Consider the following 20,456-nt stretch of genomic DNA (forward strand, 5'->3'; position numbering starts at 1 on the left):
TGTTCAATCTCATCCTTGCGCCCTTAACAGTTCCCCAAACTCAGATACCTGAAGCTCAGATGCCCCATGCAGCATATCCCGCGCTAACGCGCGTCGCTTCTGTAGCAGCTCATCCAGCGTCGCCTCAAATGTAGGCATCCCCGCATCACGCACGGTCGGGTAGTAGACGTACACGTCCTTCTCCTGACCAATCCGGTAAGCGCGATCGGTTGCCTGATCCTCTTTGGCCGGGTTCCAGCAGCGAGTGAAATGGATAACGTGGTTGGCCGCCTGCACATTCACACCAAACCCAACCGCAACAGTGGAGAGGATTATCACCGAGAAACCCTGCTGCTCTTGGAAACGATCAATCAAGCGCTGCCGGCTGTGCGCACTCTGGCTGCTGGTGCTGGTATCACCATTGATTACAGTGGGTTTGAAGCCGAAGCGTTCCTGAATTGCATGCTGCAATTCACGTTGGATGTCCCGCAACTCGGTGAAAAGGATGACCTTATCGCCGCTGCCCGAACGCGCAATGTTATCCAGCGTGCTTAAGAGCCATTGAAGTTTCGGCGAGTGCTCCCTCAAGCGTGGATCAGGCTGCACGCTGAACGGGTGCGCGCACACCAACTTGAGCCTGTGCAATAGGCCAAGCATGCCGCTCTCCCGCTGCTCCAATTGCTCCTGCATCTGCTGCTTCTGTGTGTACTGGGCCACCTCAGACAAATAGAGATTGCGCTGCAATGTGTGCATCAGCAGCTTGCGGCACCCCTGGTCCTCGATTTTGGCCGGGAGATCCTTCGCCACATCCTGCTTGGTACGCCGCAATGTCTGGGGTTCGATAAGCCCACGCAGGCGTTCAAGCGCCGCCGTGTCCCGCTCCATGCCGGCCTCGATGGGGCGTTGATACTCACGACCGAACTGATTCAGCCCCCCCAGGAAGCCCGGTTGGATAAAGTCGAAAAGACACCATAAATCGATCAGCGTGTTCTCCACCGGCGTCCCCGTGCAGGCGATACGGAATCGCGAGGGGATAGCTTTCGCCGCTTGCGTGATCAGCGCCGCCGGGTTCTTGATCTTCTGCGCCTCGTCGCAGATCACGATGGCCCACTGCTGCCGTGCCAAGGAGAGTTCCTGATCACGCAAGGTTTCATAGGTGGTCAGCACGATACGAGCATCGCCCATCCAACCCGGCCGCAGAAGATTTTTTATCCCCTTGGCCTGCAGATCCCCGGGAATCTCGTCCTTCTTGAACTTCACAGCGCTGAGCGCGCCGCCATAAAGCTTCAATACCGGCAATGCATCCGCATAGAAGAATCGCTGCAGCTCACGCTCCCAGTTATCCAACAGGGAAACGGGGGCAACAATCAGGACCGGTTTACCCTGAGGATTCTGCTCCAAATACCAGACCACGAAGGTCAGCAGTTGAATGGTCTTACCCAAGCCCATGTCATCGGCAAGCAAGCAACCCGCGACATGATCGGGTGATAAGCCAAACAGGTGCTGCATCCACGCCACACCTTTCATTTGATGATCGCGCAGTTGAACTTCGGGGCGAAGCAGTTCTGGAATATCCGCGTTGGCATGCCGCCCCGCCAGCAGAGCCGCCTCACGGCGCTGGGCATAGGTTGCTTCCTCAATGTTGTGCTCGATATGCAGCACCGCACGACCAGCTACGGGCTCAGTCACAACAGGTGGTTTTGGCTCGACCGGATTAAGCTTCTTCGACCAGGCTTCATAAAGCTGCTCCGCGACCTGGAAAGGTAGCGGGATTTCAGTACCCGGTAGACATACCTGTTCATCACCCACCATACGCGCCTGGTCGATGCGGTGCTCAAACTCTTCAAAATCTTCGCGGCTGGCAGGATCCCACTGGCTGAGCAGTTCGCTATCCACCCCAAGCCCTTTCACATCCGCCGGCAACCAGTTTTCCGTTGCCTCTTTCACCAAAAATGGGGATGTAATGCGTTCCGCCTCACCAATGCCGACGACGCGATCACCATACGAGGCCAAATCCAGCACCGCCTCGAATGTCTGCCCGGCCTCCTGGCGCTGCCAGTGGCGCAAAAGCTCATTGACCCCTGCCAATTGCGCGAGATCGAAGTCACTCAGCTCCAGCTCATAGCCCTGCCAGAATCCCGCGGGCATACCAACTGCCAACTTCACCTGCAGCTCATTCACGAATGGTGCGAACTCATGGGCAAAATCGAAGCGCAGCTCAATTTCGGGTAGCGGCTTGGACGAGATAGGCTCAAGGAACAGACTAATCGACTGAATATGTTTGCCGTCTTCGCCTAGAAAAGGTTCCAGGCGAAAGCGATGGAAGTAGATGCCCGCGTCAGCCAGCTGCTCCTCGTACTCGTCCGCATCAACAACCTTCTCGGCCGCATCCCCGATCACGCTGTAGGGGTTGCGCACGAGTGATAGCGCTTCATCACCGGCTACCCGCCGCCCCGGTAACGCGCGAACAGATTCAAGCACCGCCTTTACATCCGGCTCAATCAGCACGTGCGTCACCGTTCCATCGGCACCCGGCACCCTGTACTTATCCTGCACCTGCTTGTAACCATCGAAGCTGGCCAACCAATTGTCAGGCTGCCCATCAAACGCGACATCCAACTCGATAATCGGCATACCGGCGACAACGGCCTTACGCGGCTTCAGCTTCAAGTGCTGAGGCTTGACCACCACAGTTTTGTCGAGGAACCCGTCCAATCCCGCACCAGCGCGCTTGGCCAACTTACGGATATTGGCCCAACCGATCTGGTTGGCGACTTCTCCCGGAGCCTGCTGCTGAGTGGCATGCAGATCCCGAATGGCCTTCAAAAGCTCCCAGACCGCTCGCGGAAGCAGCTCAGTGGTGCTGGCGTAGCGCACCACGGCGCCAACACGCTCGAAAGTAATCGGGTTGCCCGTCTGCGGGTTACGCCAGGACTGGATAAACACCTTGAAATCCGGATCCGACAAGCCACCAGTACTGGCCAACTGTGGCTGTAGGTCGGAAATCGCGGGCAAGCCAAGTAAAGGAAGGCTGCTAGCGTGCTCCGGATCATCCAAAAGCTGATAGATCGACTCCCAAGGCAACAACCAGCGATCACTCAGCTGGCTGGCATAGTCTTCTTCGAAAAGCTGGTCCAGGTAGGCAGCGACGGGCCAGCTTGCATCGTCATCGGCCAGACTCAAGGCATAACAAAGACCTTGTTCTTCGATCTGGTAAGCACCAGGCACTGCCCCCTTGGCGGGCTGAGAACGATCCTTCCCGGAAAAAAATCGGCCGAGCATCAAAGCCTCCAGAACATGAGTGCATTGTTTTTCACAGCCTTGAAGCCGAGGCGCAGCAGCGCTGTTTTGGCAGCCGCATCATCCCTGGCAAGCAAAACCTGGTAGACCCCGCTGGTCGAGCGGTGGTCGAACGTCTTATAGGGCACACTGCCCAACATCGACTTAACCTGCACGTCCAGCGAATCACCCGCGACAGATGCAGACGCAGCACTATGGGCGGCGGGCTTGTCTTCAGAAACGCGGGGTTGCGTATATGACGCTGGACGCTGCGCTACGATTCCCAGCGCTCTGAGCTCGTCATCAAACTTCTCCAGCCACCCTTCGACCACATTGGGTCTTCGCGGGGCTGGAGAGTGGGACATACGCTTCAGCGCCCGTACTTGCTGCTTCAGCTCAGTTGCCAGCCCCAGCACCTCTTTGTCAGGATTGAATGGAGCGGCATCGGCACGATAGACGTAGCACGCATTGCCAGTACCGGAGAACTCCACGAAGAAGTAATTGCCGATCTGCATCACCACGGCATTGTTGTGGCTAGGCCCTCCCGCGAGCTGGCTCAAGCGGCCTTTGTTCTTCTCACGAAAAGCCACGAAATCACTACCCCGGTCATGCCACGCATCGCCGCCCATCACAATCCGCGTGTAGCTCATCTGATTGGCAAAGCGTAGCCAATAGAACAGGCGCGACTGGTCAACCTCCGCCTCGCCCTTGAGCAAGGTGAAGAAGTGCTCCAGATCTTCCTTGGCGAACCAGGCCACCACCATGGCGCAGACAGGCTGCTCCACATACTGCAACCAGGCGTTCTGCTTGGAGCGCATCTGTGGGCTGCCCCAGTGCTCTAACGCAGCCTGCTTGAGTAGCGAGGACGACTGCTCGCGATATCGCGAACGGTGATAACGAGTCAGGCAGGCACTTAGTACCTGATTGAGATAGCGCGTATTCAACTGCCCCAGAGCTACCAACTCCGGCAGGCGCTTTAGGAAGGTTTCGTCATCCAGCAGGAAAATACGCGAAAGCAGAACCGCAAAAATCCGCTGCCACAACCAACTACCATCCGGCACCTGGGCAATGGCCTGCAGAGAGGAAAGGTCGCGCGCCCTGGCCTCGAATATCTCCTCCGCCAGACGGGTTCCAGCCTGAGCGCCGAACAGTTCGCGATGCTCAGCTACAATGCGCATCCACTCTTTCTCGCGACCAATACGCTGCCTGACAGCATCGAAGCCGCGATCAATATCGTCACGCAGCACCCGCCAGTTCGCGTTGTCATCAGGCTTGTGCTCATCGTAAGCAAAGTAGCTGAAACACAGCGCCAGCCAGTCGCGGCGGCTAAGTGACCGCTGCTCGATACGGCCAGTCACCTCCCGATGAACACGGTCAAACAGGTGATCGTCTTCCAGCACCGGAACACTGACCTCATCGTCATCGGCCAGCCCGGCGAAAACCAGGCGCCACTCCGATGAAGTCAGTGCCTGCTCGCGCTTGAACTTGCCAAGTGCCAGCAAACGCTTCTCACGGGGCGGTGCCAGGGCTTTTTCGACCTGATCAAAGCGCCGAGAAAGCTCACTGCTGGCGCGCTTCAGCGATGGCAAAGCACTGAGCCCGACATCGCCGCTGCGCTCACTCTGGCGCTCTAGGCCCGAGGCGATGGCCGCCGACAGAGACGACAGTGCCCGGCTCATCTAGCGCATCTCCAATTGGCATTTCTCGTTTGCCGCGTAAGCAAACTCAAGCGCCGGTTCCTGACCTTCATGCCCCTGGTCCTTGAGCCCGAAGAACTGCATACGCAGCTCAACCCGCCGGCTCTCCTCCTTGCTCTCCTTGGCATTGTTGAACGACACACCGCCAGCCAGGAACATGGAGCGAATCTGCTGTTGACGCTCAGCTGAAAGCCCTTTCTGCACCGGGCTGCGGCTATCGAGCAGACTGCACATCACCCATTCCGAGCGCTGCAGCGAGAGGTGCAGGTTGTACAGGTAAGAGCCGTCCGTATCGGTGAAGCCCTCGATCACCACCTGCTTGAGCCACTTGCGTCCCTCTTCGCTGTCAGCGGCATCCAAGATCAACGGCACAACATCCTGCAGGGCCTGCTGCCCCTGGCTGTTGAGAAAGTATTGATTGTGGCCAAAGCGCCCAGCCTCACCGAAGCTAATGCGGTTATCCCGGCAGTCCACCACGATGGTGGAGTTAAGATCCCCCGCCCTCAGTTTGAGCTCCTGGCAGAGCTTAGCGATTTCGTTGCCACGCTGTTTCTCACCTTGTTCAGCCTGCTGAATGCGCTGCGTCACCGAGCTCAGCGAGGCCACCATCACCACCAGAAACAAGATCATCATCGCCGTCATCAGGTCGGCGAATGAAATCCAGAAAGGCTTCTCGCCCTCGTCACGCGCCCGAGCGGGAGCGGCTGATTTGCCGAACATGCTCTACCCCCTCAGCGGCGCTGAACGCGCTCCATGATTTCACTGAAGTCTTCCAGGCTTTCCTTGACCCCTTCGACACCACCGGCCAGGCTGGTCATCGCCTTGTGCAACTCGGCATCCAGACTGCCCAGCGTCTGCCGCAGGCTACGATCTACCCCCTCGCTAAATTCGTTGAAGCCCTTGCCCAGCACTGCGCTGATCTGCTCTAGGTAGTCGTTCACTTCACGATTGAGCGCCTGTAGCCGCTCACCTTGCTGCTTCAAATCCTGCAAGTATTGGCTGCGCCCCGCGGACTCGCCCTGAGCAGTGGCGACCACACCTTGAATGACCGCAAGCGTCTGATTCAGTGCTTCACGGTTATTGCGATAGTCGGCCACCACACTGGTCAGTTCACGGGAAGCGTCGACCAAATCGCCGCTCGTGCCCTGCAGCGCACCCAACACGCCCGCAGTCGCCTCGCCGGCTTTACTCACGCTCTGCCCGGCGCTGTCGAAGCGCTCGGCTGCCAGGCGCATCTTCTCGGCGCCTTGTTGCATGCTCTGCAGGTGTTGCTCGGTTTGCGCTCCCAGCAGTTTGAGGCTGTCATGCATCGCGCCTTGCTGATCGGCGACGGCATCCAGCAGGGTTTTCACCTGCTCTTCCAGCCCGCCAACCATCTCGCGCGTACCACGGTGCAGTTCGACCTGGGCGACCTTGCTGGCCTGGTCCATTTGCGTACGGCTGTGCTCAAGCTGCTTGAACAGGCCGCCCAACTGCTCGCCCAGCACATCTACCGAGCCGGCGATCTTGGCCATGGTTTCCTGCTGACCCTGGCCCATGCTCTGCTGCATGGACTCGACAAAAGCCTGCAGATTTACCGCCATGGCTTGCTGGCGCGCTTCGCTATCGGCAAACAGCTTCTCCAACTGCTTGGCCATCCGCTCACCAGCTCCCTCACCTTCACTGCCGATACGCGCGATGGACGTCTGCAGATTGGCCAGCATCTCGTTCATCCCGGCCTGCATGCTGTTTTGCCCGGCCTGCATATCGGCCAGCAACTGCGCGATCATCTTGGCGCTGTTCTGCGATGAAGCCTCGCTGGCCGAGCGCATGTCACCGACCAGTTCATTGAAGCCCTGTTGCATGGACTGCATGGCCGCTACCGACTGCCCCAGCATCTCGTGCAAACCGTTGAACTGCTGGCCAAAGGTACTTTCCAGCTTGCTCATAAAGGCTGTGAGCACATCGGTGAGTAGACTCTGCACCTGGTTGCTCTGATCGCCACTGGCAGTATTCACGGCTCCGGCTATGGCCTCCAGGGGAGACTTGAGGCTGTTCTCGATGGCACCGCCAATCTGCTCGGCCAGCACCTGACCAGAGTCGCGGTAACTTGCCGAAAGGGTATCAGCCAACTTGAGGTTCTCACGCACCTGGGTATCTACCAGGTTCTGCAGCATCTCACGCAGGTCGGTAACCAGGCTGTCCTTGAGCTGACGGGTCTGGATCGAGCTTTCGTTGCTCGACTTCACCAGCTCCGCCAGGTACTCCTCGCCCACACCACTATCGAAAAGCCCATCGATACTCTCAGTCAGGGTTTCCAGATGCTTGTAGCAGCGGCCTAGGCGCCACTTTTCGGTCAGAGTCACGCCAATAGAAGCGAAGATCGAGAAGAAGGAGCCGAGGAAGGCAAATAGCACGTCCTTGAGCAACTGATCGACGCTGGAGCTGACCTGCTCGGGAGTGCTGGGGTCGAAGTGCTGCAGGCCCAGCATCAAGCCGAAGAAGGTGCCGACAATCCCGATCCCCGTCAGGATGCCCGGCAAGTGCTTGTAAAACTCGGTCCCCAGCGGTGTCTCCACCACCGTTTGTGCGGTGAAGAAATGCCCCGCGCCCGCCGTGGCACGGGAGCACAGCATGCGCTGCTCACCCTCGCGCACCTCAAACTGGTCATGCAGCGTCTCGGCATACTCCTGCCAGGCATGCCCCAGCGTATGCTCCTGGAACAGCTGCTCCAGCTCGCTACGGCGCTTGGCCGGCTGCAGCTCCTTGATTGCCCGCACCTGCCGCGTGAGCTTCTTCAAGCGCCGACTCAATGCAAATGAGCGCACGAAGTAACGCAGCAAATACCAAAGGCACAGCACCGTCACCAGACTAAATACGAACACGGGAGCAATCAGCTGCTCGGGTGTTGCCTTATCCCAAAGGTCCAACCACTTCGAATAGTCCATAGCCCTAGCCTTGCTTGTTTTTCAGCGGCCTCTGCGGGCCTTTTTCTTAAATCAGGTGATTCAAACAGCCATTAACTCACTGCGCTCCGCAACGACCTCACGTTCCTGTCGCACAGGGACTCCAACGGACTCAGCGTCCCGCAGATGGTCGCTATCTAGCTCGAAGGGCAACACCCATAACTGCATGCCCTTGCCGTAATCAAACATCGGCAGCGCTTTCTGAAGACCAGACCAATACGGATAAATCAGTACCAGCCTCGGCACCTCGTCGCCTCTTCGGTATTTATGCCCATAGGCAAACAGCTGATAGAAATCACTCTGACTCAGGTCGTAGTTCTTCTCAGGTTTACCGGCATCGATGCGCTTCCACTTGGTATCAAGAATCCAACGCTGCTCCGGCGTGTCGATCAGCAAGTCCGGTTTCAGGCAGAACATCTTTCCGCTGTCATGCCCGCACAGGTGGTGCCGGCTGGCTTGTGAGGTCAGTTTCGCACCGTGCAGCAAGCGTTGCCGCAGCCAGCCCTCCACATAGCACTCGAACAGCTTTTCCATCGGAAACAGCAAGCTCATCCCGCGCCACTCACCACTCACGGCAATCGGCATCTGCTGGTTGAGGATCAGCTCGCACCAGGGCTTGATCGCCTGGTAATGCGCCATCAGCCGGTCGCGGCTCCAGGCGCGCAGATCCTGGCTCACCTGCTTGCTGGACGGCACCTCGGCCAGCATCGCCCTGAGCTCGCAGGCCAGACGCCAGTTGGCGGCATCCTGCGTGCTCTTTGCGACCTGCTCCAACGCCAGCTTGAGCAAACGGTTCTCGGCACGGTCCGGCAGAAACACATCGTGACGAATCTGGAAGTGATGCTGGCGCCCCGGCGGCTGACGTATCTGCGCCACCACGTTGAGCTGCCCACGGAGAAAACGCTGTTCCTCCTCGATACGCTGGTAGTCGAAGCGCACGCCACGCTTCACCAGCACATCCAGCTCAGCCAGAAACTGCCCCATTACCCACTCGCTGAGCGGCGCATCGAAGAGCTCAAGGCTGGCGAGCGAAGCCTCGCGCGGCTTGAGCTGCAAGGCACTTTGAATCAAATTACGCAGCAACAGGCGGCCCTTGACCCGCCAATCGCCCTGCTCATGATGTTTGGGCAGAATCTCCAAGCGCGTGCCACAGGGCGTTTCCAATACGCCCACGTAGGAATCCCACTTCAGCGCGCGCCGCCCCTCCACCTGCAGCAGCGTGGCGCCATTGCGCTTGAAGCTGGCGCTCAGCTCACTGAGCCAGTCGAAGGCGCTTTCGGAAATCTGCGCACAGTCGAGGTTGCCGGGCGCAACCGCCGCCGTGGTCAGGCGGGCGTATTCACGAACCGTGACGACTGCGCTCAAGCACTCGCCTCCTCTAGCGCTTCTGCGGGAACCTCGACCTTGGTATTCACCGCGATGACGCCCTCATACGCAGAAACTCGCTGGAACGCAGCATCATTGATTCGCCATACACCTCCTTGTGCCGGCACGCTAATGTTGCCAAACAAAGCATCCACATCCTGCTTGCCCTGCTCCACGAAGCGGTCAGCCGCAGGCTTACGGTGGTCATTAAGCACCCACTGGATACGCTGCCAATCCTCGAAGAAATACTCCTGCAGCAGCGGCAGTATCTGATTGCGGAAAATCACCTCCAACTGCTGCAACGTGTCTCCACTCTTGAGCGACATGAAATAGGCATGCCCCAGGCAATGATCCCGATCTAGCAGCACCTCGATACGCTGGTTCATCACCCGCAGCAGCTTGCCGATGTTCAGCCCCTGCACTTCTACAGCATCCAGCAACTCCGGCCGCGGCGGCATCTCGCGGAATACGAAGCGACGACGCAGGGCAATATCCAGCCCGGCCAGTGAGCGGTCGGCAGTGTTCATGGTACCGATCAGGTAGACATTGTCCGGCACGCTGAAATGCCGCTTCGAGTATGGCAATACTGCCTCAAGCGCCTCTGAGGCCCCGGCGCGCTTGGACGGCTCGATCAGAGTGATCAGCTCACCGAAAATGCGCGAGATGTTGCCGCGGTTGATCTCGTCGATGATCAGCACATGCGGCAACTTCGGCCCAACCATGGGCCGCTTAGCTTCGCCCACCAGGCTGAGACCGGTCTGCTGTAACCCCTGCTGCAATTCAGGCCAACTGATGCGGCTCATGGGGTACACGGTTTTCAGCGTCAGGCCACGACCGCCATTGAGCTCGGTGATGTCGAAGTCAATATCGGTCAGCAGCCAGTTGACCGGCAGACGATGCACATAATCCTTGCGCACCCCCTCCGGCACCTCGGGGTTGTACTCATACTCGCCGGTAACCACCCCCACCGCACAGATACTCTTGCGAGTACCCAGGCAGACCAGCACATCACCCTCTTCGATCTCATTCCCGAAGCTGGCCAGTGAGCTCTGGTCATTGCTGCCAAGCTTGAGCGAAGGATCGGCCAGATCGGCTTGGCGAATATCACCCACCTTGTGCCAGCCGATACGGGCTTCACCATGCTGGAAGCAGTAGCGTCGGGTGCGCCCGTCGCTGCTAGCCTCCTCGATGGAAATCTTCCAGATGGTCGGATCCTTCTTCAGCCCCAGCTTCTGCTCCAGCACCGGGTCGCCGCTGGCATCCAAACACAGCTGGACAAACACCCCCTTGGCCACATCGTAAGCCAGCGCTCCACCAGGGTTACCCTCGCTGTTCGGAGGCAAAGCCCTCAGCCCCTCGACGAAATCCTCGTAGCTGAAGCTCTGGTGGAAGGTGACGAAGCGAATGCGCTTCTGGGCAACGAACTCATCGAAATGCCGCTTGCGCTGCTCACGCGGCAGCGAAAGGAGTTGCGGCGCGAGAACTTCCAGCGCCGCGTCGATTGTTCCGTAGGTCTTGCCGGTGCCCGGCGGGCCGTACAGGATCTGATTGAACGGTGCTACCTGCCGCTCACCACCTGGAGTTAGTGATCGCACTGCAGTTACCTCATCCATGGAGTCGGTCTCATAGGCCAAACAGAAAGCTTCCAGCGCCGCCATATCGGCGAGCTTGATGGACAGAGCCGGGTTGCCCACAGCCAGTGCCGGCGCACAGGAAGCAAGACCGCTGTGGCGTGTGTCTTGGGGTGAGTATGGTTCGCAGTCCAGCCCCGCAATGGCCTGCTGCCAGTTACCAGGCGCAACGAACAGGCTCAGCTTTCCGTTTTCGCGCAGTAAGGCCAGTTCGCGGTCATTGCTCAGGCGAAAGCCAGCCATTTTCTTGGTGACATTGATCTCGGTGAACCGCTCAGGGTCGGCACTGAAAAAATCCAGCGCCTGCTCGGTCAGGCTGTGCTTGCGATGCCATTCTTGCGCCTGCGCCCACACCTGGTCGGAGTAGGCAAAAAGATTCTGCCCCTGCCGCTGGGCCATCAACTGACGCTGCAAAGGCGCCAGCTGCTCATTGTGGCTGGCCTTACGGCCCACCGCCGCGCACAGGTCACGGGCTGCGAAAACACAGAGGATGCTAGGGTCTTGCCGATTTTGATAAAGGAAGGCGATCTTCCATTTCACCACCGGCCCGAGATCGACCTGCTCGATTGTCTCCAGATCACCCGCGTGTGCCGCCTCAGCCACAGTAACGATGTGCTGGCGCACTGCGGAAAAGGCCTGCTCTGCGCTGCTGCCGTACTTCTTCAGCCAGGCGTGCTCGTCGGTGAACACACGATGGGGATTGCTCTTTTCCTTCTTGTCCAGCCGGGAAAACACGCCGAACTTAAAGGATGACCCACCCCAAATCGAGCCCAAAGACTCAGTATGTTTCTCCAGCCAGCGGCAAAAGTGGTCGTCCGAGCCGGCAAGGTTGTACTGCTCAAGGGTCATCTGATGCAGGCTTTCCAGCGGCCAGCGTTCGAGAAACTGCGACCACAGCGCTTCGCGCTCGGCAATGGGCTCGTTCATTGGGCAATATCCCTATCGTTCAGCAGAGCCTGCGCCTCCGGCAGGCGCAGCTGGCCAGAGATCAGGCGGGGTACGAGAGTGTCGCGGAGTTGGGTGAGGGTTTGGGCCTGGCGTTCATTTTTGACCAAACGCTCAAACAGTGGATCAGCAATATCTGCGAATGCCTCCAACACCGCAGCGGATGGCACCAAAGCAGGAATTGGCCGAAAGGCTTTTTTGCTGATCTCCATGAAGGTTGAACCGTTGGCTCGCCCTTTGATGACTTCCATTTTCTCCCTGCACCAGAACAGCAAGTACAACGGTGGCAACCTGCCCCCTGGCAACATGGCGATATACCCCTGATTCACTGCCAGCGGGGTTTTCGCGATAGCCAGATAGCCGATTGGGGCCCTAGAAGACATCAGTAGTGTTCCGCACGGAAGCAAGCCGGAACTCACCTTTGCCAAACCCTGAGCGGATAATTTGCGCTCGGTCGATAGCAGTACCGGTGATTGCAAGCCTGAAAGGTCTTTCGGCGATGACCACGAAAACTCTTCTGGTTGCCAGTAAGCTTCGTTTTTCGTATCTGGCGTACCACCGCCGACACACTCAACAGCCTCACCGATGGGCATTACCGACCACCCCTTCGGCACCAAGCCCAGTTCGGACTCTTCGAAGCTGTCGGGGAACAGAGCGGCGGTGGTAGCGTCCATGCCTTCCGGCTGGCGGCCTTCGCCCTTGGCGCGCACGGGGTCGAAATCGACGAACCAGGATTTGAACAGCGCCTGAGCGATAGCTTCCAGGGTGGCGTTGGTTTCGCGTAGCAGGGTGATGCGCTCAGATACAGTGAAGTAGAAATCCCCTATCATCCGCTGAGCATCCAACCTTAGAACTGGAATCCTTAGCTTCCCAAAATCGCCTTTTTTAAAATGCGGAATCATTGTCCCTACATGCATGTTGTCGATCTGAGACTGCACCACCGAGGATCGCAACACTGCAAATAGATACTTTGGGTAAATCTTTTTCGGGTCTGCCCGGACAGCAACCATATCCTGAGCAATACAGAAATCTACTGGGTCTGGCACCCAGTTAGTTCTGCCTGGACTCCCCTTACACACGAAGAGAATGTCACCCGGCTTCGGATGCCCGCGAAACCAGGTTCTATAAGTCTCATCTGACACATAGCGAGTTGTCTCGTATCGTGGATAGAGAGTGCTAGAGTCGATACAATTTGTAGCAATCAATGGCAATCCAGCATCCCCAACTGGACAGGTCCGCCCCCTATTATCGACTATCGCTGATAGCAGGTCAGTAAAAGATGCCCACTCAGAACTCATACCCCAGCCCCCCCAGCTTCTGCCGGATCAACTGATCGAGCTCCATCCCCTTATGCATCTGCTCACCCAGCTGCTGGGTCAGCCGCTGCATCTTCTCAGCAAAGGCTTCGTCGTCGTCTTCCACCTCTTCAGCACCGACATAGCGGCCCGGCGTCAGCACATGGCCGTGCTCGGCGATCTCCGCGAGAATTACGCTGCGGCAGAAACCGGGAACATCGGCGTACTCACCAACCTGCCCGCCTTCATCCAGCGCTTCGCCACGCCAGGCCGCCACGGTGCTGGCAATGCGCTCGATGTCAGTCCCGGTGAGCTCGATCTGCACACGGCTGACGCTGGTGCCCAGCTTGCGCGCATCGATAAACAGCACCTGACCGCTGCGGTCGATGCCGCCCGTGCTCAGGGCATGGCACTTGTCCTTGGCGAGGAACCACAGGCAGGCGGGAATCTGAGTGTTGAAGAACAGCTGGCCGGGCAGAGCGACCATCACTTCCACCACGTCGGCCTCGACCATGGCTTGGCGAATGTCGCCTTCGCTGTTCTGGCTGGAGCTCATCGAACCGTTGGCCAGCACGATACCAGCGCGACCGTTGGGTTTGAGGTGGTAAAGCATGTGCTGCAACCAGGCGTAGTTGGCGTTGCCCTGTGGCGGAGTGCCATAGACCCAGCGCGGGTCACCTTCCAAGCTGCCGTGCCACCAGTCACTGATATTGAACGGCGGGTTGGCCAGGACGAAGTCGGCACGCAGATCGCTGTGCTGGTTGCGGATAAAGGTATCCGCCGGCTCTTTGCCCAGGTTGAAGTCGATGCCACGAATGGCCAGGTTCATCGCTGCCAGGCGCCAGGTGGTAGGGTTGGCTTCCTGACCGTAAATGGACACATCGCCCAGTTTGCCGCCGTGGGCTTCGATGAACTTCTCCGACTGCACGAACATTCCACCCGAGCCGCAGCAGGGGTCGTACACCTTGCCATGATGCGGATTAAGTACCGCCACCAGGGTTTTTACGATGCTGGCCGGCGTGTAGAACTGCCCGCCGCGTTTGCCTTCGGCGCTGGCGAACTGGCCGAGGAAGTATTCGTAGACTTGGCCGAGCAGGTCGCGCGCCTTGCCAGCGTCGTCGCCGAAGCCGACGGTGGAGATCAGATCCACCAGCTCACCCAACTTGCCGTCCGGCAACTGGGCGCGGGCGTAGCGCTTGTCGAGGATGTTCTTCAGCTTGGGGTTTTCCGCCTCGATGGCAGCCAGGGCCTCGTCGATGCGCTTGCCGATATCCACCTGTTTGGCGGCGGCGCGAATCGACTCCCAGCGCGCCACTTCCGGCACCCAGAAGACGTTGACCTCGCGGTAGTAGTCGCGGTCTTCCAGCTCGGCGTTGAGCGCCTCTGGGTCGTCTTCGCCCAAGTAGTAGTCGTCATTTTGGTCGGTGAGCTTGCGCTCCAACTCGGCGCGGCGACCGGCGAAGCTGTCGGAGATGTACTTGAGGAAGATCAGCCCGAGCACGATGTGCTTGTACTCGGCGGCGTCCATATTGGCGCGCAGCTTGTCGGCGGTGGCCCAGAGGGTTTTCTCCATGGCTTCGATGCTGGTGGCTTGCTGCACCTTGGCCGCCCTGCCCTTTTTCACCGCTGCCGCGGCTTCAACCAAATAATCGGCAGACACCTCTGCCGCAGCTGTCGGCTCAAAGCGTTCACGCGCTTTGTTCAGCGCCTGATCGGCCAGGCTGCCGCCTGCAGCCTGCGCACGCAGCACCGAGCCGCCACGACCACGGCCCTTTTGCAGCACACCCTGCTCAATCAGCCCATCGCGCACTACCCAGAAGGCGTCTTCGCTCAGCTGTGGGAATTGCCCTTTGAGGCGCTCCAGCAGCGACTGATTGCCAATGCTCGAGCCATCAACCGGCACTAAGGCCAGCAGGGCCTGCTCCAACTCACTCATACACAACACTCCACAGCCGCCCGCAGCAAAGCGGGCCAGCCCAACTCAAATAAGGGTGGCAACGAAACAACAGAAAACCGGAGGGAAGCTGAGCGCCAAGCAGCGAATGCCAAAGCACGTCTGGAGGGCCATCCCTGGGATACCGCGACCTGCCATTTGCGATGTGCGTCACCTTATCCACTGTTCAGGTAGGGGTAAAGACATCTATTGCGAATAGGCCGGCCCAATCAGCTCACGCTCGCTCACACATCCCCTTCATCCCTCACGCGGTACTTCACGAAGGCAATGTATTTCGCAAATCCGAAGTTAATGATCGGTTTGGTTCCGGACCCGGATAGCCACCCCATCGCGATGAAGTAGGCCCCCTCCAGGTCACCCAAGCTTTTGAGTCGGAAAGCTTTGAGCATTTCCTCTTCCAACTCATCATCGCGAATCAACAGACTTGGTTCGGTACGATAGTCACCGCAATTGAGCCAAGTGTTGCCGTCTTTGCGATTGACGTTGGTAATCAGCCCCCAGTAAAGCCGTACAACCCCAGACTCAATCCCCGCTAACTGGGTCTGGTACGAGAGCAGCCGGCGAACCTCGCCCTCCAAGGCGATACGCCCACCATCACAAACAATACGGATCGTGGCGTCGTCCTCGGGATAGTTCGGGTTCTTGATCAGGCATGACAGAATCTGCCGAAGCGATTTGTTGATTGGGTAATCAGCAGCGTTGGCATATCTCTTCTGGATCGCTCCCCATGGCGTATCCGTTGGCTGGCGATCCTTAGGCTCAGCGACCATGATGTCTTGGGCCTTGCGCTTGTCGAGATCGACGACGATGCGCGCAGTATCCATTCCTTCATCCGGTGCAACATCCGGATCATCCACCACCAGCACGACAGTGCGGATTTCACACTCCTCCGTGTGGTGTGCGGCGAAACAAGCCGAGCGCTCTCGCCCACCGCTTATCGAACCTCTGACGTACCAAGCCCGCGCCTCACAATCGATGCACTCAATGTTCCCTGCGTACTTCTCGACATCCTGCAAATACTGGTACAGAGCCACATGACTCTGATCCACTCGATAAGTGACGGATTGCATTCAACCTCCAATGCCCACCGGACAGAAACGCAAACACCAATTCAGGCCTTGGAAGACAGATAGCTGGCACTTGCTCGCAGACAAGAATATGTAGTCAGAATAGACACATCCACAGTGTTTACACGTACAGGTAAAGTTTTCGAGCAGGTGAGTTGGCGCTGGGTATCAAGCACGAATAGGGTGTTACAGCTGGCATGCTATTTATTGCAGCTCCAGCCGCCAACGGCCCAACCGATGAAGAGTGATGATGTGGACGTGGGCGTAGCATTGCCTGCAGGCATGATTGTTCTCTTGGGGAGCGTCTGGAGTCTCGCTGGGCTATTGGGTAATGCGCGCTTTGAGCTCCGCAATCAGCTTGGGATCGCGTAACTCCACTGTGGTTTCCCTACGCAATGCCAGGCGCTCCTGACTCGGCATCGAGCAATAGCGGTAGTAGCTGTGCGAGAGCCAGTTCCAGCTCCCAACCGTTATCACTTGATCGTCTACCAGAAGAATCTTCTCGTGAGTGCCCTCAGGCAGGCGGATAACATTCTCAGAGCCTAGATGACGTCGATAAGCCAGGATCAGCCCAGGATCACCGTCATCCGCATCAGCCTTCCCTGCCTCCTCATAGCCGTAGTAGACCTTGACCGCTACACCACGCTCCTGTGCTGCTCGCAACATCTTCAACGGGGGATGATTGGGATTAGAGCTCTGGCGAATCCACGGGACGACTGCCGTAAAGGAGCGCTGGCTGGAACTGACCAACGCCTCAAACGCAGCGATGTGTTCGCAATCCAAATAGTGTTTAGCGGTGTCGGTGCAGACCTTTTCGAAGAGAGGACTCTGGTGCTCCATATTGACGAAGAACGACTCCGAACAAACCTCCGCCATCCTCCCCAAAGATTTGCCAGCACTCAGAAGGCGGTTTTGATTGCCGACCACGATGAACTGTTGCTTGGCACGTGATACCGCAACGTTCAGAAGATTGGGTTTGCTGTTCTGGAATGCATCTGGATCAGTGCGTTGGAAAATCACTGGGGAGTAGATGATGACTTCGAATCCAACACCCTGGAATTGGTGAACCGAACCGATCTTGAGCGCTGCGCGCTGTTTGAGACGCTCGCCATAGGCCTTGATCAGCAGGTTCTTCTGATTGGAGTAAGGCGTGATGATGCCCACATCCTGGGTGAGGTCGTATCCGGCAGCCTCCAGCTTGTCCAATAGCAGCCCGATGGCTTCAACTTCGTCAATGTTGGTATTACGTAGCGCCCCCCGACGCCCCTGCACACCGTAGAACATCAGGTTGAAGCCCCCCATGTTGTTGCAAGCTGCCTGAATGTTTGCATCGGGAGCGGCAGTACAGACCTGCACGCCCGAGTACTCGGCAATACTCATGAAGAGCGCAGCAATGGGCAGTTGGCAGCGCCTGTGCTCATCCAGAACGATGCCATTGCCTATATCGGCAATGCTTCCGCTCAAGGTGCCGGCCGCGCGGTGATAGCCGGTGACCAACATCGGCGATACAGCTTCGTAAAGCGTGTTGCTTGCGAAGTACTTGTCTTTTAGCTTCTCTGCGGTGGTTGCATCCAATGAACGTATGGGCTCGATCTGTAGAGGGTCTCCAACCACTATCGCCCTCTGGCTGCGAGCCAGCAGCGGCACCAGGGATTCCGCCGAAATCATGCCGGCCTCATCCACCAAACTCAGCTGATAGGGTGTGAGTCCATTCAGAGCATCCAGCTTGTAGCCGGCTAACTTATGCACCGATGCCAGCGTCGAGGCCATCACCGGATAGGCCAAAGTAAGGAGGCGGTAGAACTCTTCAAGCTTGTCTTTCCAGGCGTAGAAGCCGCTGTTCTTCTCGCCTTTTAGCATGTCGCTCCATAGCGGCAGCACTTGTTGCAACAACGCCTTCTGCCGAAGCAACTCCTGCCAGAGGTAGTCGATTGCGCATTCGAACAGCGCACGTTGCTCGGCTATGAATCGCTTGCGCAAGACTTCGAGCCAATCCCCTTCGGGGAACTCATCCTTTAACGCACGCTCTGCTGCTGCGTAGCGCTGCCAGTTACCTGTACGACGCTCAAGTTCATCCACATCCTTGGACAGCTGCGCTAACTCCCCTTCCCTATGGGTATCGAGAGCATCCGGCTTTGCAGCCTCCAGCAATGCTTCTGCGTTGCCAGTAGCGAATAGCTCCTTGCGATTCTGTGCGAGCTTGGCCAATTGCAGATGGTCGAGACTGGCGAGGCCATATTTCGAGAACTCGGCAGAGTAGGATTTCTGCAAGTGCTGCCGGGCTTTGGTGTATTTCCCCTTGAACCATGTCGCCCATAGCAAGCTAAAGCCACGGGTTGGATGGTCAGAGAAATGATGTTCGAGGCTTTCGCTAAGCGCACAGCCTAACCACTCGCGATAGCTTTCCAGAGCGAAAGGTGCGTCGAGCAATTTGCTGTAGTTGCGGGACAAACGCTCTTTGGCTTGTATGTGTTGCGCCCGTTGGGCGGCAAAGTTCTTGAGCACTCCCACGCATGCCTCTCGCAACCAAGCGACGCTTTCGGGCCGCCCCTGTTGAGAGCAAAGGCCGAGCCTCATGCTCATTTGCAGCGCATTGCTCCTTAGAAGATCGGTTTGTTTAACGAACTCTTCAGGAGCCACACCCTTCATTGGCGCTTTTAAGTCTTCGATCGCTTTTCGTAGGGCTTCGAAACGGGATGAGGAATCATCGATCAGCTGCTGCTTTACGATGATTTGCGCAGCGAGCTCATTTTGTTTGTCCTGGTCGTGAACCTGACCATCCAACTGCCGTAGCAATGCACTTACGCGCTTAGACTCATTGCTTATCTGCTCGCTATCTCCACCTTGGAAATAAAGCCAGTTGACGTCTTGTAAGCAGGAGTCCTTGCGCAGGTCGTCGATAACGTTTTCTACAGCTTTCTTCGCTGTGGATGTGACCACTAAACCCAGGTTGCGATCTTTTCCGGCGATGCATGCCAGCGCTCGCTCCACAATCTGGCTGGCGATAAGGGACTTGAAGAGAGTCGTCTTGCCGGTACCCGGAGCGCCCTGTACAGCCAACAATTCGGCCCCAGCGGAGATCTGGGTCAGCGCGATCATTTGCCCGCGCCCTAGTGGATGCTGGCGCTCGAACAGTCCATAGGGTGTACGGGCAGCCAAAGAAGACGTGGCAACTGCACCAGAACGATGTTCGATGTAGCGCTGAAGCAAAGGCGCCTGAAGCTCAGAGCGCTGGAGAAGAACTTTGTAATCCCTGAGCTGCTCTTTGGTGTTGAAGTCAGTGTTCACTTCCGGAGAGATAATCGCCGTAAAGGCTGTTTCCAGCTCAGCCCCAGTACTATTGGCCGAGCGGTTGTGATCGGCCAAACGTTGCTTGACCCAACGCAAAAAAGCCTCAAACAGTGCTCCAAAGCTTTCGTGTGAGTCATCTATGCAGGCCGCGGCGATGCTCATCATGTGCCGCTCAGCGCCCAGCTCCTGTATGTCGATATCCAGGTAGAGGCGGAAAGCATCGACGTTTGGTGAAACTTCAGAGCCTTGTTTGACTGGAACGGTTAGCTCCAGCGGCATCGCGCTATGCCAAGTATCCGGTAATGAGTAGCGGAACAGCGGAACGAAAGATGTCTTCTGCCCCTCGACGATACGCAATAGGGGGAAGCCGAGTTGCAGCGACTCCGCACGTGCTCGCCCTTGCTCGTCCAGAGATGTGTAGCGCTCTATCAGGCTGGTTGCCTGCGCATCGGGAAGAGCAAGATGAAACCCCGAGTCGTCTTCCTGCAGGCTTCGCCTACTAAGCTTGATCTGCTGATGCTCGTGTATATCGGCATCACGAATACGACTCTTGGCTAAGCCGGCCGCTTCTACAAAAGCACGCCACCCCTCCAATACCTCCATGTATTGCTGCTTGCCTTGCATTGACCTCATCCGATCCTGAGCAAATTTCGCTCGGGATTTTATGACAGCGTCCAACTAGCGGTATACGCCTATCAGGCACTACTCAGCTGGCTCAAAGCAGTGAGTCAGCTCTAATTCGGGGCTAATGGGTATGCCAGAGCAACGACTGGCAGGACCGGCCTCACCTTATGAAGCACTCCGAAAGCAAAAAAGATACAGAACGCCGAAAACGAAAAAGGCCCAGGTCTCTCGACTTGGGCCTTTCTCTAAATATGGTCGGGACGGAGTGATTCGAACACTCGACCCCTTGCACCCCATGCGCTTATTAGGTGGATTTCCATGGAAGTCCATGGACGCTATTAGAACGCCTAAAACCTAGTAAATACGGGGCATACAGGCTATATT

General features: G+C 57.5%; 10 protein-coding genes. All 10 read right to left on the reverse strand.

Annotation, left to right across the window (positions count from 1 at the left end):
• Window positions 1–9 precede the first annotated feature (9 nt).
• The 10 genes from zorD to ACYJSS_RS08920 all read right to left on the reverse strand — a co-directional run bounded on the left by zorD (window position 10) and on the right by ACYJSS_RS08920 (window position 20,072).
• Complete coding sequence (gene zorD, locus ACYJSS_RS08875) at window positions 10–3,261, reverse strand: type I Zorya anti-phage system protein ZorD (protein ID WP_236205640.1); 3,252 nt, start codon at window positions 3,259–3,261, stop codon at window positions 10–12.
• Window positions 3,261–4,937, reverse strand: coding sequence for a type I Zorya anti-phage system protein ZorC (zorC, locus tag ACYJSS_RS08880; RefSeq protein WP_236205641.1), 1,677 nt, complete (start codon window positions 4,935–4,937; stop codon window positions 3,261–3,263). Before zorC ends, zorD begins: the two co-directional genes overlap by 1 nt.
• A complete protein-coding gene (gene zorB1 / locus ACYJSS_RS08885; protein ID WP_236205642.1) occupies window positions 4,938–5,675 on the reverse strand; it encodes a type I Zorya anti-phage system protein ZorB1 in 738 nt (245 codons plus the stop codon). It abuts the gene before it with no gap.
• Window positions 5,676–5,686: 11 nt separating this feature from the next.
• Window positions 5,687–7,882 (reverse strand): type I Zorya anti-phage system protein ZorA1, encoded by a 2,196-nt coding sequence (zorA1, locus tag ACYJSS_RS08890; protein ID WP_236205643.1) that lies wholly within the window; start codon window positions 7,880–7,882, stop codon window positions 5,687–5,689.
• Between the two features lie 60 nt (window positions 7,883–7,942).
• A complete protein-coding gene (locus tag ACYJSS_RS08895; protein WP_236205644.1) occupies window positions 7,943–9,265 on the reverse strand; it encodes an McrC family protein in 1,323 nt (440 codons plus the stop codon).
• Window positions 9,262–11,823, reverse strand: a complete 2,562-nt coding sequence (locus ACYJSS_RS08900) for an AAA family ATPase (RefSeq protein WP_236205645.1) — start codon at window positions 11,821–11,823, stop codon at window positions 9,262–9,264. Before ACYJSS_RS08900 ends, ACYJSS_RS08895 begins: the two co-directional genes overlap by 4 nt.
• Window positions 11,820–12,887, reverse strand: a complete 1,068-nt coding sequence (locus ACYJSS_RS08905) for a restriction endonuclease subunit S (RefSeq protein WP_236205646.1) — start codon at window positions 12,885–12,887, stop codon at window positions 11,820–11,822. The genes ACYJSS_RS08900 and ACYJSS_RS08905 overlap by 4 nt, the downstream gene beginning before the upstream one ends.
• 241 nt (window positions 12,888–13,128) lie before the next feature.
• Window positions 13,129–15,072: a class I SAM-dependent DNA methyltransferase gene (locus tag ACYJSS_RS08910; protein ID WP_236205647.1), complete on the reverse strand. Its 1,944-nt coding sequence runs from the start codon at window positions 15,070–15,072 to the stop codon at window positions 13,129–13,131.
• A gap of 242 nt (window positions 15,073–15,314) precedes the next feature.
• A complete protein-coding gene (locus ACYJSS_RS08915; RefSeq protein WP_236205648.1) occupies window positions 15,315–16,160 on the reverse strand; it encodes a hypothetical protein in 846 nt (281 codons plus the stop codon).
• Between the two features lie 318 nt (window positions 16,161–16,478).
• The gene (locus ACYJSS_RS08920; RefSeq protein WP_236205649.1) at window positions 16,479–20,072 is read right to left on the reverse strand and encodes an AAA domain-containing protein; all 3,594 of its coding nucleotides are present in this window, start codon (window positions 20,070–20,072) and stop codon (window positions 16,479–16,481) included.
• Window positions 20,073–20,456: the final 384 nt, after the last annotated feature.

The sequence above is a fragment of the Pseudomonas sp. No.21 genome (genome assembly GCF_054558415.1).

Coding starts and splice junctions, on each gene's coding strand:
- zorD (WP_236205640.1), bottom strand. CDS start 3,261: ATGCTCGGCCGATTTTTTTCCGGGAAGGATCGTTCTCAGCCCGCCAAG.
- zorC (WP_236205641.1), bottom strand. CDS start 4,937: ATGAGCCGGGCACTGTCGTCTCTGTCGGCGGCCATCGCCTCGGGCCTA.
- zorB1 (WP_236205642.1), bottom strand. CDS start 5,675: ATGTTCGGCAAATCAGCCGCTCCCGCTCGGGCGCGTGACGAGGGCGAG.
- zorA1 (WP_236205643.1), bottom strand. CDS start 7,882: ATGGACTATTCGAAGTGGTTGGACCTTTGGGATAAGGCAACACCCGAG.
- ACYJSS_RS08900 (WP_236205645.1), bottom strand. CDS start 11,823: ATGAACGAGCCCATTGCCGAGCGCGAAGCGCTGTGGTCGCAGTTTCTC.
- ACYJSS_RS08910 (WP_236205647.1), bottom strand. CDS start 15,072: ATGAGTGAGTTGGAGCAGGCCCTGCTGGCCTTAGTGCCGGTTGATGGC.
- ACYJSS_RS08915 (WP_236205648.1), bottom strand. CDS start 16,160: ATGCAATCCGTCACTTATCGAGTGGATCAGAGTCATGTGGCTCTGTAC.
- ACYJSS_RS08920 (WP_236205649.1), bottom strand. CDS start 20,072: ATGCAAGGCAAGCAGCAATACATGGAGGTATTGGAGGGGTGGCGTGCT.